The organism is Citrobacter sp. Cm046 (genome assembly GCF_030333065.1).
Taxonomy (GTDB): domain Bacteria; phylum Pseudomonadota; class Gammaproteobacteria; order Enterobacterales; family Enterobacteriaceae; genus Citrobacter; species Citrobacter murliniae.
This window is the reverse complement of sequence record NZ_JAOWGP010000030.1, coordinates 327,069-339,512: the sequence shown is the minus strand read 5'-3', so window position 1 is coordinate 339,512 and position 12,444 is coordinate 327,069. Positions and strand designations below refer to the sequence as shown.

Genomic DNA, 12,444 nt, shown 5'->3' with positions numbered 1-12,444 from the left:
AGAATCGGGTTCATACTCCTTTACTGTTCCGGTATAACGACCAGATAACAACATTGAAGGAGTTGTGATGAAGATTTCCCTCCTCGGAGAAGCGCCGGATTACCGTTTCTCGCTGGCAAATGAGCGTACTTTTCTGGCGTGGATCCGTACCGCGCTGGGGTTTCTGGCCGCGGGTGTCGGCCTGGACCAACTGGCACCGGATTTCGCCACGCCGGTCATTCGAGAACTGTTGGCTCTGCTGCTGTGCTTGTTTGCGGGCGGTCTGGCGATTTATGGTTACTTGCGCTGGCTGCGTAATGAAAAGGCAATGCGTCTGAAAGAGGACTTGCCGTACACCCATAGCCTTTTGATAATCAGCCTGATTTTGATGTTTGTCGCGGTGATTGTGATGGGGCTGGTATTGTATGCCGGATAGCCGTAAATCGCGGCGTATTGCCGATCCCGGGCTGCAACCGGAGCGTACATCGCTTGCCTGGCTTCGAACTCTTCTTGGCTACGGCGCATTAATGGCGCTGGCGTTGAAGCATAACTGGCATCAGGTGGGATTTCTCTTCTGGGTTTCTCTCGGTGTACTGGCGATCGTGGCGATAATTCTCTGGCGCTATACCCGCAGTCGTAATCTGATGGACGTTGCACATAACGATTTTTCTGAATCTCGTGCGGTGCGTGACAAATTTATGATCTCTCTCGCGGTGTTATCTCTCGCAATACTGTTTGCTGTAACACACGTTCGCCAACTTATCGTATTTATCGGGGATTTTGCATGACGGGGTGTGAGGACATGGATGTTAGTGAGGGGGGGATTAAGATGGTGGTGGTGGATCACCAGAAATGTCAGTACCCTGTTGATTTATATCGAAACTTACAGAAAGACGGCGTTCGTTCTGTGCAGTTTATTCCCCTGGTTGAACGTGATGAAAAAGGCAACCTGACAGCTGAATCTGTTTCTTCAGAAGACTGGGGACGGTTTTTAAATACGGTATTTGATATCTGGGTTCGTGAGGATATTACTCGAATATCCATTCCACTGTTCGATAACACGCTGAATCGGTGGTGTGGTCGGACGGGACAAGCCGATCGACAGACGATTTCACTGCTGAGTACGCGCTGTCAGTCATGTTCCTTGCTGCAATTCTATCGTGGCGATTGCCCGGCATATTGTGATGATGGGAAGGGGGGACTGTGCGCAGGTTATCAAGCGTTCTTTGACCACACCGCCCCGCATATGCGCGTTATGCGCGACTTGCTTAAACAGCATCGCTCACCGATGGAACTGATGGCGATGCTGCGTTAAGGTCAACGGCGTTTAACGTCCTTTAGCGAGGTACTGCGCCATTTCTTCATCCGGCACCATACCGCCGCCGGTGGCCCAGACCAGATGGGTGGCGTTATTGAGCTGCTCTGCGCTGAGTCCGTGCATCTGCTGATAGTCAGCAGAATTGCATACGCGCTGAGGACCGGCCATGCCCGCCAGAGCTGAAGGCTCCAGGCGAATACCTTCCTCCTGTGCCAGCCAGCCCAGCATATCGTACATAGTCTGGTCATCAAGAGTGTACAGGCCATCAAGCAGACGCTCCATTGCGCGGCCTACAAAACCCGAAGCGCGACCGACTGCCAGACCATCTGCCGCGGTCAGGTTGTCGATACCAATCTCCTGAACGGAAATCGTATCGTGCAACCCGGTGTAAACTCCCAGCAGCATGCACGGTGAATGGGTTGGCTCAGCAAAGAAGCAGTGCACGTTATCGCCGAACGCTAATTTCAGGCCAAACGCCACGCCGCCAGGTCCGCCGCCCACACCGCACGGTAGATAGACAAATAACGGATGTTCGGCATCCACCACGCGACCTTGCTGTGCAAACTGTGCCTTCAGACGTTGTCCGGCAACCGCATAGCCCAGGAACAATGTGCGGGAGTTTTCGTCATCGATAAAGAAGCAGTTGGGATCGGATTCTGCCGCCTTGCGACCCTGTTCAACAGCCACGCCGTAATCTTCTTCGTACTCAACTACCGTTACTCCGTGGCTGCGCAGTTTGGCTTTTTTCCATGCACGGGCGTCAGCAGACATATGTACAGTTACCTTAAAGCCAATGCAGGCGCTCATAATGCCGATCGACATTCCCAGGTTACCGGTTGAGCCTACCGCGATGCTGTACTGGCTGAAAAACTGTTTGAACTCAGGAGATAGCAGGATGCTGTAATCATCGTCGGTGGTTAGCAGACCAGCTTCCAGCGCCAGTTTTTCGGCGTGAGTCAGCACTTCATAAATACCGCCACGGGCTTTAATCGAGCCGGAAATTGGCAGGTGGCTGTCTTTTTTCAGCAGTATTTCGCCGCAAATACTCTGGCCGTACTCTTTTTCCAGACGTTTTTGCATCGCAGGAATAGCGGCTAGCTCAGACTCGATGATGCCGCCGGTTGCAGCGGTTTCCGGGAATGCTTTCGCCAAATACGGTGCAAAACGAGCCAGACGGGCGTGAGCATCCTGCACATCGTGCTCCGTCAGACCCACGTAGGGTAAACCTTCCGCAAGAGAGGTGGTGCCCGGGTTAAACCAGGTCGTTTCTTTGAGTGCGACCAGATCCTCCACTAAAGGATACTGGGCGATGAGTTTTTGCATGTTTTCCATAGTACGTCTCTTTGCGCTTAGATGATAAAGGAAAGCAGGAATGTGCACGCTAGTGCAATCACCGACGCGATAAATGTCGCGGTCGTATAGTATTTAAACGTCTCATTCAGGGTAGCGCCGCAGTACTGCTTCACCAGCCAGAAGAGAGAATCTGTGACGATTGTGCAGCCAATTGCGCCAGAACCGATGGCAATAGTGATGATCTCCGGGCTGACGTTGGGGTAGAGCGGTAGCATCGGAGCAACAATCGCCGTTGCGCCCATCATCGCTACCGTAGCTGAACCCACTGCGGCATGCAGGATCAATGCCACCAGCCAGGCCAGCAGAATCGGGTGCATATGCATGTTGGAGAGGATCAGTGCCAGGGTATCCGCCAGGCCGCTGCTTTTGAGGATAGCGTTGAATGCGCCACCGGCACCGATAATCAGCAGAATGTTAGCAATTGAGCCAAACCCGTTCTCAGTATGGGTCAGGAGTGTGCTCATGCCGATATGCTGGCGCAGGCCGAGAATGTAATAGGCCACGAAGACGGCGATAAACATTGCTGTGATCGGATTACCGATAAACTCCAGCAGCGTATATACCGTACTGCCTTTCGCCATGTTCAGTTCAGCGACTGTTTTCACCAGCATCAGACCAATTGGCAGCAGTACGGTAAACAGCGTTGCACTCAGTGATGGCAGCGTGTTTTCGTCTCGTACCTTGAGGTCGGAAAACTCGGCTGGTACTGGTTTAAACGGCAGGCGGTTACCGAGGAATTTGAGGTACAGCGGCCCACCAATCAGGGATGCCATCAGTCCAACAAGTAAACCATAAACGATAACAGTACCTAGATCCGCGCCCAGTTTATTCGCCACAAACAAGGCTGCCGGGTGTGGCGGTACTACACAATGCACCGCCATCAGTGCAGTACACAGCGGAATAGCCAGCTTCAGTAATGAGGTATTCGTTTTTTTGGCAATTGAAAATGCCAGGGGAATCAGAAGCACCACGCCGACTTCAACAAACAGCGTAATACCGCAAATCAGCCCAACCAGCACCATAATGACGTCAGCAGAAAGCCAGCGGCAGCGTTGAAGCGTCAGGCCGATGCGTTCCGCTGCGCCAGAAACCTCCATCATTTTACCAAGAATGGTTCCCAGACCGATAACCGCGGCGAGGAATCCCAGTGTGCCACCGATGCCACTCTCAATGGCATTGACCATATCCAGCGGCCCCATGCCCATCATCGTACCCACGAAGAAACTGGCTAACAGCAGCGCCAGAAACGGATGGAATTTAAACTTCACGATGGTCAAAACGATCAACACGATGCTTATCAGCAGCGTGCTCACAACCCAGATTTGAGAGTGCATATCTCACCTTGCCCTGTGATTAACATAGGTTACATTGGACAAAAAAACGGCATGGGCTGACAAACGATAAAATTGGCCTTTCACATGAGCCAAATTGAATCAAAAGGGTGATTTAGGTCTTATTATGGCTGGTTTATGCGACATGCTTCACTTTGAATCATCTTTGTGCTGATTTTTTCAGCGCGTTTTTTTACACTCCGGCTAAAAATTCAGGATGACGGAGGTAAATATGGATCCCCTGCGTGATGTCAGAAATCGTCTGCTCAATGGCTGGCAGCTATCAAAACTCTATACCTTTGAGGTGGCGGCCAGACATCAGTCTTTTGCGCTGGCGGCAGACGAACTGTCGTTAAGCCCGAGTGCCGTCAGCCATCGTATTAATCAGCTCGAAGAGGAGTTGGGTATCCAGTTGTTTGTTCGTTCACATCGCAAAGTGGAACTCACTCATGAAGGTAAGCGAGTGTTCTGGGCGCTGAAATCATCGCTGGATACACTCAATCAGGAAATTCTCGATATCAAGAATCAGGAGCTGTCAGGGACGCTCACCGTTTATTCACGCCCCTCCATTGCCCAGTGTTGGCTGGTTCCGGCTCTCGGTGACTTTACCCGCCGCTATCCATCGATTTCACTGACGATATTGACCGGGAATGACAACGTCAATTTGCAACGAGCCGGGATCGATCTGGCCATCTATTTTGACGATGCACCTTCCGCGCAACTCACTCACCATTTTCTAATGGATGAAGCGATAGTACCGGTATGCAGCCCGGACTATGCTCGCCGCTATGAGCTGGCAGGGTCTTTGGTGAACCTGCCACATTGCACGCTGCTGCACGACAGGCAGGCGTGGAGCAACGACTCGGGTACCGATGAGTGGCACAGTTGGGCGCAGCATTTTTCAGTGAATTTGCCGACATCGTCTGGTATTGGCTTTGATCGTTCTGATTTAGCGGTGATTGCGGCAATGAACCACATTGGTGTGGCAATGGGGAGAAAGAGGCTGGTGCAAAAACGTCTCGACAGCGGTGAGCTGATCGCCCCTTTTGGTGATATGGCGCTGAAATGTCATCAGCATTATTACATCACCACGCTGCCAGGCAGACAGTGGCCAAAAATCGAGGCGTTTATCGGCTGGCTGCAAGAACAGGTATGATGATAATTATTACGTTTTCGCTCTACACCTGATACCAGAGATTGTGCTAAATACGTGATATCACTCCCGGTTAATGCCTGAGGACAACCGTGTTAAAGCCGCTCATTTCTCTCATGTTGCTGTCCAGTGCCGCTGTGTATGCGGCTGAACCGCCGTTAACGGCTGAACACTACGCGCAACAGCTTGGAGTAGGAATGGACGTCGACTGGGCGCGCACTGAAAGGGGGATCCGTGAGTTCGATCCGCTGGTGGTGCGGGATTTTCGGGCGCAGGGGCTAACTCATGTGCGGATTCGCGTTGCGGGCGAGCCAACAGAGGCCAGGCTTATCCATCTGCGTAAGCTGGTGGAAGCCTGTGAGCAATATGGCGTGATCCCGATAATTGCTTATCAGGCGGATGAGTACAAAAAAGACCCTTCTACCGGAAATGAAAAAGAGGTCGTTAACTGGTGGGTGGCCGTGGCGCATTACTTTGGTCAAAGCTCACCGCTATTGGGTTTTGACCTGATCTATGAACCTGCCGATAAATTAAATCATAATCAGGCATCCCTCAATCGGGTGTATGACAAAACGATTCGCATGATTCATGCCATCGACCCGCAGCGTATGATTTTTGTCGCACCACGCCTGCGCGCCGCGCCGGAAGATTTACCAAACCTGAAGCTACCGCCGCAAAGTCAGAGTTACGTTCTGGCTGAATGGCATATTTTTCCGTGGGGGCCGCTAAAAAATAACGGGAAATACCCGTGGACATCGGGTACAACGGCGGAAAAGGCTGCCATTCGTGCCCGAATTAACAGTGCTATTCACTGGCAGCAGAAAACGGGTCATGTCAGTTGGGTCGGTGGCTGGGCACCCGGTGAAACGATCAAAAACGCGCCTTCCGCTGCGCAGTACGCGTTTGCCAGATTTATGGCATGTGAATTGAAGAAAGCGAAAATTCCCTATGCCATCAATACCAATACACAGTTTTATGATGGCGAGGAAGGAGCCTGGCGTCCGGCGCTGGAACCGTTAATGAAGATGATGATCATGCCGGAGTGTGAAAAGCCCGGCGATAAACCGGGCCATCATTCGCTTAAACCGCCTGCCCCTGATGAGACACACGTGATGCCAGCGGCAACCAGCACACAAAAATCAGTAGCCCCATAAGGGTCATCAGCAGGCCAAGACTGGCCTGTCCGGTTTGCGGCAGCATCGCGGAGAGCCATGCCAGCACGCCGGAACCAATGTTTTGTAAACCGCCGACCAGCGCTCCGGCTGTACCTGCCAGAAACGGGAAAGGCTCCATTGCGCCGCTGGTTGCCAGCGGGAACAGCATTCCGGCACCAAAGAAAAACAATGCGGCGGGAACCAGCAGTGTCCAGACGTTCATCACGTCAAACAGGCCAGGGATCCACATCATCAGCCCGGCTACCAGACAGCAGGTAACGGACTGCCACATCAGCGTCGAGAAGCGCTTGTTTGGGCGACCGGCGAACCACGCGCCGAAAAACGCCGCAGGAATAGGCAGAATAAACAGAATACTGACCGCCATGCTGCTTAAGCCTAAAACAGCGCCCATTAATACCCCGGAGCAGGCTTCGAAGACCGCAACGCCCGCCAGACCGCCAATCAGCATCAGCACGTAACAAGTGAATGCACCGTTGCCAAACAAGGTTTTGTAGCTGGCGATAAGCCGTGGGCGAGGTGCACCCGCAGGTCGCGTTTCAGGCATCCAGCGTGCCATGCTAAAGGTAACGCCCGCGCACAGAATCAACAGGAAAATATAGCAGGCGCGCCAGTTCCACAGGGTATCCAACATGCCGCCAATAAGCGGTGCCAACAGTGGGCTGACGAGGATCCCCATATTTAATAAGCTGTTGGCATGACGCAACTGAGTGCCTTCATACAGATCTCGCGGTAAAGTTCGCGCCATTACACCGCCGACCCCTGTTCCCATTCCCTGTATAGCGCTGGCGATAATCAGTATCGTCAGGCTGTGGGTTGTAATGGCTACCAGCGTTGCCAGCATAAAAATGGACATCCCGGTGAGGATAACCGGGCGACGCCCTACGCGGTCAGAAAGAGGGCCGTAAAACAGTTGTGACACGCCGTAGGTCAGCAGGTAAGCGGCCATTACGCTTTGCACTGCCCCTTCACGAACGTTCAGTTCACGCGCCATATCGGCAATAGCGGGGATATAAATGGTTTGCGCCATTTGTCCGACCGCCACCAGTAGTACCAACATCAACAACAAATTGACGCTTCTATGCCTTTTCATTTCGCTGATTACTTTTCAAAAATAGAAAAAATAAGAATAAGGTGCTGCTAATTCCCGTAAATGCGCGTGGAATCTACCACATTAAAAAAAGAAGACCATATTCAGAACTGCAATGATCGGGAGGTGAACGGCAGGAAATGTAAACAAAAAGCGGCAATAAATGTTGCCGGAATGAATGGTGATGGCGATGACAGGATAGGTAAGGCGTAGCCGCCATCCGGCAATCAGGATAAACGCAATAAAATTGCCCCCAAAGCAATTCCCCCCGCGGCGATAAGACGTATTCCGGCGACTTTTTCCTTAAGCAGTAGCCAGGCGAGCAGGGCGCCAAACAGAATAGACGTTTCGCGCAGCGCGGCGACGACCGCCAGCGGGGCCTGCGTCATCGCCCACAGCGCCAGTCCGTAAGAGCCCATGGTGCCAATACCGCCCAGAATCCCTTTTTTCCACTGTTGTACCAGATAGCGCGATGCTTCCCGGCGTCGGGCAATCATCGCCCAGCTCAGCAGGCATGAGCCGTTCAGAAAGAACGTCCAAAGCGTATAGCCCAGCGCGGTATCTGATAATCTCACACCGGTGCCATCCACCAGTGTATATCCGGCAATAAAGCAGGCATTGATTAATGCCAGGATAATTCCACGCTGCGAACTGCTGCGACCGTTAAATGCCATCCCGAGGATTGCCAGACAGATCGTAGCAATACCTACCCACGCAAGCATCGACAGGCTATCGCCGAGAAACAGGACGCTAATGATAGCGACCAGTAGTGGGGCTGTGCCGCGCATTAAGGGATAGGTCTGGCTCATGTCCGAGACCTGATAAGTTTTAGCAACCAGTACGGTATACACCACCTGTAACGCGGTTGAGATCGCTAAATATGGCAGGCTGGCGACAGAGGGATGTGGTGCAAAAGGTAAACATACCAGCGCCATAACAGCCGCCGAGCCACTGACGCTGATGGCTGAGTAAAGTTTGTCGTTTCCTGCTTTTACAATGGCATTCCAGCTGGCATGAAGCAGCGCGGCAAACAGCAAAATGCAGAAAACAGAAAGGGTCATGGCGGTATTCTTCCCTGAGAATGTCATAAAAACGTAACATATTGGCGCGGTGCAAGCACCAGGGAGAAGTGAAAGAGGAGCGGTTTCCCGCTCCTCTTAGGTGCGACTTGAATCTGAATCACTTAATGTATTTCAGAACGGCATCAAGTAGTTGCAGTGCTGCAACAATGAGTTTGAGGATAAGAATAGCGATATCCACGAGGCTCATACGCTCTCCTTTTGGTACAAGGAGCACGGTGCTGGCGTACCTTGCCGCTGCCTGTTACCAGCACCTTTGTTGACATAACACAGTGTGCTCACACGGGGTTCAGGCGCTGACGGCACCACCCGTTTCAGCCAGGACTTTGTTGCGCCGGTTTACGATGCGGCCCCCGCATAACACATTGCGTACGGTGACATTATAGATAAATACTGTATAAATTAACAGTATTATGTGGACGTTCTGCCATCGTTAAGCCATACTCAAAAACATCAAAATTCGTGCCGAAATTGCGTGTTCTTCGCGGAACGCGTATACTTTTACCGTTGACATAACACAGTGTGCTTTGCGGCCACCAACCGCACAACGCTGAAAAAACCTCGCTCCGGCGGGGTTTTTTGTTTTTTGCGTCACATATAGTGAAGTGTGATCTTTGACGCATTTTTGTGCAGATGAAAAATTTTCCATTGTCACGCCGAAAAAGCTGTGTTTGTATGAATCCTGTTAACCAACAAACAGACAAGGTCCCTAATGAACCCTTCCATGCTGACTGCGACCCTACTAAAAACTGCGCCATCTCGCGCAGCGGTCGTCGTGCGTGTGGTGGTGGTCGTCGGCAATGCGCCGTAGGGTCCGGAACAACACACGATTCCAAAACCCCGCCGGCGCAAACCGGGCGGGGTTTTTCGTTTAAGAGACCTCCCCGGATACGCTAAGTAATTCGGGTTGCAGGAAGGCGGCAAGTGAGCGAATCTCCAGGAGCGTACATCGGTACGTGACTGAGGGGAACGCGAGCAGCCAACGCACCAGCAACTTGAAATACGACGCGTAAAGTCGGCCCAGAATAAAAAGGACTGGAGCATGGCAAGTTCGGGCATAACATCCAAACGTACGCGTTTTACGGGCGCAGAATTTATCGTTCATTTTCTGGAGCGCCAGGGTATCAAGGTGGTCACCGGTATTCCTGGCGGTTCGATTCTCCCCGTCTACGACGCCTTAAGCCAAAGCACGCAAATCCGTCATATCCTGGCGCGCCACGAGCAGGGTGCGGGGTTTATCGCCCAGGGAATGGCGAGAACCGATGGTAAACCCGCTGTGTGTATGGCCTGTAGTGGGCCAGGCGCAACCAACCTGGTGACCGCTATTGCCGATGCGCGTCTGGATTCCATCCCGCTGGTGTGTATCACCGGGCAGGTTCCGGCCTCAATGATCGGTACCGACGCCTTTCAGGAAGTCGACACCTACGGCATCTCTATCCCCATCACTAAACACAACTATCTGGTCCGACATATCAATGAACTACCGCAGGTTATGAGCGATGCATTCCGCATTGCGCAGTCAGGACGACCGGGGCCGGTGTGGATAGACATTCCTAAGGACATACAAACAGCAACGATTGAGCTGGACGAGATGCCTGAACCGGCCGAAAAAATGTCCACGCCTACTTTTAACGCGGACAGCATCCGTGATGCCGCAGCAATGATTAATGCGGCGAAGCGGCCTGTGTTATACCTCGGGGGCGGCGTCATCAATGCGCCTGCGCGGGTGCGCGAGCTGGCAGAAAAAGCGACGTTGCCAACCACCATGACCTTAATGGCGCTCGGCATGCTGCCAAAAGCGCATCCGTTGTCGTTAGGTATGCTGGGGATGCACGGTGCGCGCAGTACCAACTTTATTCTGCAAGAAGCGGATTTGTTGATTGTTCTTGGTGCACGTTTTGATGACCGGGCGATTGGCAAAACCGAACAGTTCTGTCCGAATGCCAAAATTATTCATGTGGATATCGACCGTGCCGAATTGGGTAAAATTAAACAACCGCACGTGGCGATTCAGGCTGATGTCGATGAGGTGCTGGCGCAGCTGATCCCTCTGATTGAGGCGCGGCCGCGTGAAGAGTGGCATCAAATGGTGGCCGATTTACAGCGCGAATTCCCTTGCTCTATTCCGCAGGAAAGCGACCCACTCACCCATTACGGGCTGATTAACGCCGTTGCTGCCTGTGTGGACGACAGCGCGATAATCACCACCGATGTGGGTCAGCATCAGATGTGGGCGGCGCAGGCTTACCCACTGAATCGTCCGCGTCAGTGGCTGACATCCGGTGGCCTGGGGACTATGGGCTTTGGACTGCCAGCGGCAATTGGTGCTGCACTGGCGAATCCGGATAAAAAAGTGCTGTGTTTCTCTGGTGATGGCAGCCTGATGATGAATATTCAGGAAATGGCCACCGCCAGTGAAAATCAGCTGGATATTAAAATTATCCTGATGAACAACGAAGCGCTGGGGCTGGTGTATCAGCAACAAAGCCTGTTCTACAAACAGGGGGTTTTTGCCGCTACCTATCCTGGAATGATTAACTTTATGCAGATTGCCGCCGGTTTTGGTCTCGACACCTGCGATTTGAACAACGAAGCAGACCCACAGGCGGCGCTGCAGGAGATTATCAATCGTCCAGGACCTGCACTGATCCACGTGCGCATTGACGCCGAAGAAAAAGTGTACCCGATGGTGCCGCCGGGTGCGGCAAACACAGAAATGGTGGGGGAATAAGCCATGCAACAGCAGACTCATGACAACGTAATTCTGGAACTCACCGTACGTAACCACCCCGGCGTAATGACCCACGTTTGCGGCCTGTTCGCCCGTCGGGCATTTAACGTGGAAGGTATTCTCTGTCTACCGATTCAGGGCAGCGATCAGAGTCGTATCTGGCTATTGGTCAACGACGACCAGCGTCTGGAACAGATGATAAGCCAGATAGATAAGCTGGAAGATGTTGTGAAAGTTGCACGTAACCAGTCCGATCCCTCAATGTTTAATAAAATTACCGTCTTTTTTGAGTAGCTTAGTCGCCGTCTGAATCGGGGGTGATCACTTTGACGGAACCGTTCCGGCAGTGGGTGGCGTAATCTGCCGGTAACGGACGGTCGCTGATCAGCACATCAAAGGTGGAAAGCGGACCAATGCTGGCAGGTGCGACCTCATCAAAAAGGGCGTGACGGGTCAGCAAAATTTTACGGAGCCCGCGCTCCATTGCTTTGCGTTTGGTGGCGAGGTCGTCCGGGTTAAACCAACTGACGCCGAAGTGCTCGTGTACACCGCTGGCGGAGATAAAGACTTTTCGAGGATTCAGTGAGTCCAGCGGCGAAGGATTACTGGTGTCGTAGAAGGCGTCACTTTTCGCCCGATAGGTCCCCCCGCAGAGGATCGCTGTGGCATTAGGCTTTTCATTCAGCGCCACAAACACCCGGTGCGAGTAGCAAATCCCGGTAAAGGTTATATCGTCAGGGATCATGCTGACCACCAACGGCATTTCCACACCATTATCAAAAAAGACCAGATCGTTTTCACTCACCAGTCCTGCGGCCAGAATGGCAACCGGTAGATCGTCGCGATGATAAGGTTTTTGCGCGGGGAGCGGAGCGTTAACGATGGTGGCGGGTTTGTTCACCATCACAATATAGCCGCCGAGCAGCGTCAGGGGTAACGGTTCGTCATCCTGGCTGAGATCCCGGCGAATGGTCATCACGGAAACCTCCAGCATCCGCGCGGCGTCTTTCAGATGGATGCGGTCGGTCTTCTTCAACAGTTCCATCAGGCGTCGAATACGTTCTTTTTGCTTGGTTTCCATTCACCTTCTCCGCGATTCATATTGTGCATGTTCCGTTAGTAACATTTTTGTGTCGTAAGGAACATCACATTGCTGCATTACTATACGTCCGACGGGCGGGAATTAAAAGCGCGTTTATTCGCGTTTTTTTGATTATAAACAGTTTAATTTCAGTAGA

General features: G+C 52.4%; 14 protein-coding genes. 8 read left to right on the top strand and 6 right to left on the bottom strand.

Annotated features, from left to right (window positions below; translation table 11 throughout):
- Positions 1–67 precede the first annotated feature (67 nt).
- The 3 genes from OGX98_RS03255 to OGX98_RS03245 are packed head-to-tail and all read left to right on the top strand — an operon-like array spanning position 68 to position 1,294.
- Entirely contained in the window at positions 68–415 is a 348-nt protein-coding gene (locus OGX98_RS03255) for a YidH family protein (RefSeq protein WP_045448938.1), read from the top strand.
- Entirely contained in the window at positions 405–767 is a 363-nt protein-coding gene (locus OGX98_RS03250) for a DUF202 domain-containing protein (protein ID WP_045448937.1), read from the top strand. The genes OGX98_RS03255 and OGX98_RS03250 overlap by 11 nt, the downstream gene beginning before the upstream one ends.
- Complete coding sequence (locus tag OGX98_RS03245) at positions 764–1,294, top strand: radical SAM protein (protein ID WP_045448936.1); 531 nt, start codon at positions 764–766, stop codon at positions 1,292–1,294. Before OGX98_RS03250 ends, OGX98_RS03245 begins: the two co-directional genes overlap by 4 nt.
- A 12-nt stretch (positions 1,295–1,306) precedes the next feature.
- Here the strand turns inward: OGX98_RS03245 and dsdA are convergent, their stop codons facing one another.
- Positions 1,307–2,629, bottom strand: a complete 1,323-nt coding sequence (dsdA, locus tag OGX98_RS03240) for a D-serine ammonia-lyase (protein ID WP_200011133.1) — start codon at positions 2,627–2,629, stop codon at positions 1,307–1,309.
- 17 nt (positions 2,630–2,646) lie between these two features.
- Positions 2,647–3,984, bottom strand: coding sequence for a D-serine transporter DsdX (gene dsdX / locus OGX98_RS03235; RefSeq protein WP_286492937.1), 1,338 nt, complete (start codon positions 3,982–3,984; stop codon positions 2,647–2,649).
- A gap of 229 nt (positions 3,985–4,213) precedes the next feature.
- On the opposite strand from dsdX, the gene dsdC reads away from it, so the two are divergent.
- Entirely contained in the window at positions 4,214–5,137 is a 924-nt protein-coding gene (dsdC, locus tag OGX98_RS03230; protein WP_045448930.1) for a DNA-binding transcriptional regulator DsdC, read from the top strand.
- Between the two features lie 89 nt (positions 5,138–5,226).
- Entirely contained in the window at positions 5,227–6,288 is a 1,062-nt protein-coding gene (locus OGX98_RS03225; protein WP_225761328.1) for a cellulase family glycosylhydrolase, read from the top strand.
- Here OGX98_RS03225 and emrD read toward each other — a convergent pair.
- From emrD to tisB, 3 genes are all read right to left on the bottom strand, one after another.
- Positions 6,215–7,399, bottom strand: a complete 1,185-nt coding sequence (gene emrD / locus OGX98_RS03220) for a multidrug efflux MFS transporter EmrD (RefSeq protein WP_045448926.1) — start codon at positions 7,397–7,399, stop codon at positions 6,215–6,217. The two genes, OGX98_RS03225 and emrD, sit on opposite strands and share 74 nt — an antisense overlap.
- Positions 7,400–7,623: 224 nt before the next feature.
- Entirely contained in the window at positions 7,624–8,457 is an 834-nt protein-coding gene (locus OGX98_RS03215; RefSeq protein WP_048223184.1) for an EamA family transporter, read from the bottom strand.
- Between the two features lie 118 nt (positions 8,458–8,575).
- Complete coding sequence (tisB, locus tag OGX98_RS03210; RefSeq protein WP_003840643.1) at positions 8,576–8,665, bottom strand: type I toxin-antitoxin system toxin TisB; 90 nt, start codon at positions 8,663–8,665, stop codon at positions 8,576–8,578.
- A gap of 522 nt (positions 8,666–9,187) precedes the next feature.
- On the opposite strand from tisB, the gene ivbL reads away from it, so the two are divergent.
- The 3 genes from ivbL (at position 9,188) to ilvN (ending at position 11,500) form a co-directional block, all read left to right on the top strand.
- Positions 9,188–9,286, top strand: a complete 99-nt coding sequence (gene ivbL, locus OGX98_RS03205) for an ilvB operon leader peptide IvbL (protein WP_003827118.1) — start codon at positions 9,188–9,190, stop codon at positions 9,284–9,286.
- A 231-nt stretch (positions 9,287–9,517) separates the two neighbouring features.
- A complete protein-coding gene (gene ilvB / locus OGX98_RS03200; RefSeq protein WP_286594816.1) occupies positions 9,518–11,206 on the top strand; it encodes an acetolactate synthase large subunit in 1,689 nt (562 codons plus the stop codon).
- Positions 11,207–11,209: 3 nt separating this feature from the next.
- Positions 11,210–11,500 carry an acetolactate synthase small subunit gene (gene ilvN / locus OGX98_RS03195; protein ID WP_045448917.1) on the top strand — a complete coding sequence of 97 codons (291 nt, stop codon included), beginning with the start codon at positions 11,210–11,212 and terminating at the stop codon, positions 11,498–11,500.
- Position 11,501: 1 nt separating this feature from the next.
- Here the strand turns inward: ilvN and OGX98_RS03190 are convergent, their stop codons facing one another.
- The gene (locus OGX98_RS03190) at positions 11,502–12,287 is read right to left on the bottom strand and encodes a DeoR family transcriptional regulator (RefSeq protein WP_200042392.1); all 786 of its coding nucleotides are present in this window, start codon (positions 12,285–12,287) and stop codon (positions 11,502–11,504) included.
- Positions 12,288–12,444 lie beyond the last annotated feature (157 nt).

What these genes read in the sequence shown, in the direction of transcription:
- emrD (WP_045448926.1), bottom strand. Translation starts at nt 7,399, where the DNA reads ATGAAAAGGCATAGAAGCGTCAATTTGTTGTTGATGTTGGTACTACTG.
- ivbL (WP_003827118.1), top strand. Translation starts at nt 9,188, where the DNA reads ATGAACCCTTCCATGCTGACTGCGACCCTACTAAAAACTGCGCCATCT.
- tisB (WP_003840643.1), bottom strand. Translation starts at nt 8,665, where the DNA reads ATGAGCCTCGTGGATATCGCTATTCTTATCCTCAAACTCATTGTTGCA.
- ilvN (WP_045448917.1), top strand. Translation starts at nt 11,210, where the DNA reads ATGCAACAGCAGACTCATGACAACGTAATTCTGGAACTCACCGTACGT.
- dsdX (WP_286492937.1), bottom strand. Translation starts at nt 3,984, where the DNA reads ATGCACTCTCAAATCTGGGTTGTGAGCACGCTGCTGATAAGCATCGTG.
- dsdA (WP_200011133.1), bottom strand. Translation starts at nt 2,629, where the DNA reads ATGGAAAACATGCAAAAACTCATCGCCCAGTATCCTTTAGTGGAGGAT.
- ilvB (WP_286594816.1), top strand. Translation starts at nt 9,518, where the DNA reads ATGGCAAGTTCGGGCATAACATCCAAACGTACGCGTTTTACGGGCGCA.
- OGX98_RS03190 (WP_200042392.1), bottom strand. Translation starts at nt 12,287, where the DNA reads ATGGAAACCAAGCAAAAAGAACGTATTCGACGCCTGATGGAACTGTTG.
- OGX98_RS03250 (WP_045448937.1), top strand. Translation starts at nt 405, where the DNA reads ATGCCGGATAGCCGTAAATCGCGGCGTATTGCCGATCCCGGGCTGCAA.
- dsdC (WP_045448930.1), top strand. Translation starts at nt 4,214, where the DNA reads ATGGATCCCCTGCGTGATGTCAGAAATCGTCTGCTCAATGGCTGGCAG.
- OGX98_RS03215 (WP_048223184.1), bottom strand. Translation starts at nt 8,457, where the DNA reads ATGACCCTTTCTGTTTTCTGCATTTTGCTGTTTGCCGCGCTGCTTCAT.
- OGX98_RS03245 (WP_045448936.1), top strand. Translation starts at nt 764, where the DNA reads ATGACGGGGTGTGAGGACATGGATGTTAGTGAGGGGGGGATTAAGATG.
- OGX98_RS03255 (WP_045448938.1), top strand. Translation starts at nt 68, where the DNA reads ATGAAGATTTCCCTCCTCGGAGAAGCGCCGGATTACCGTTTCTCGCTG.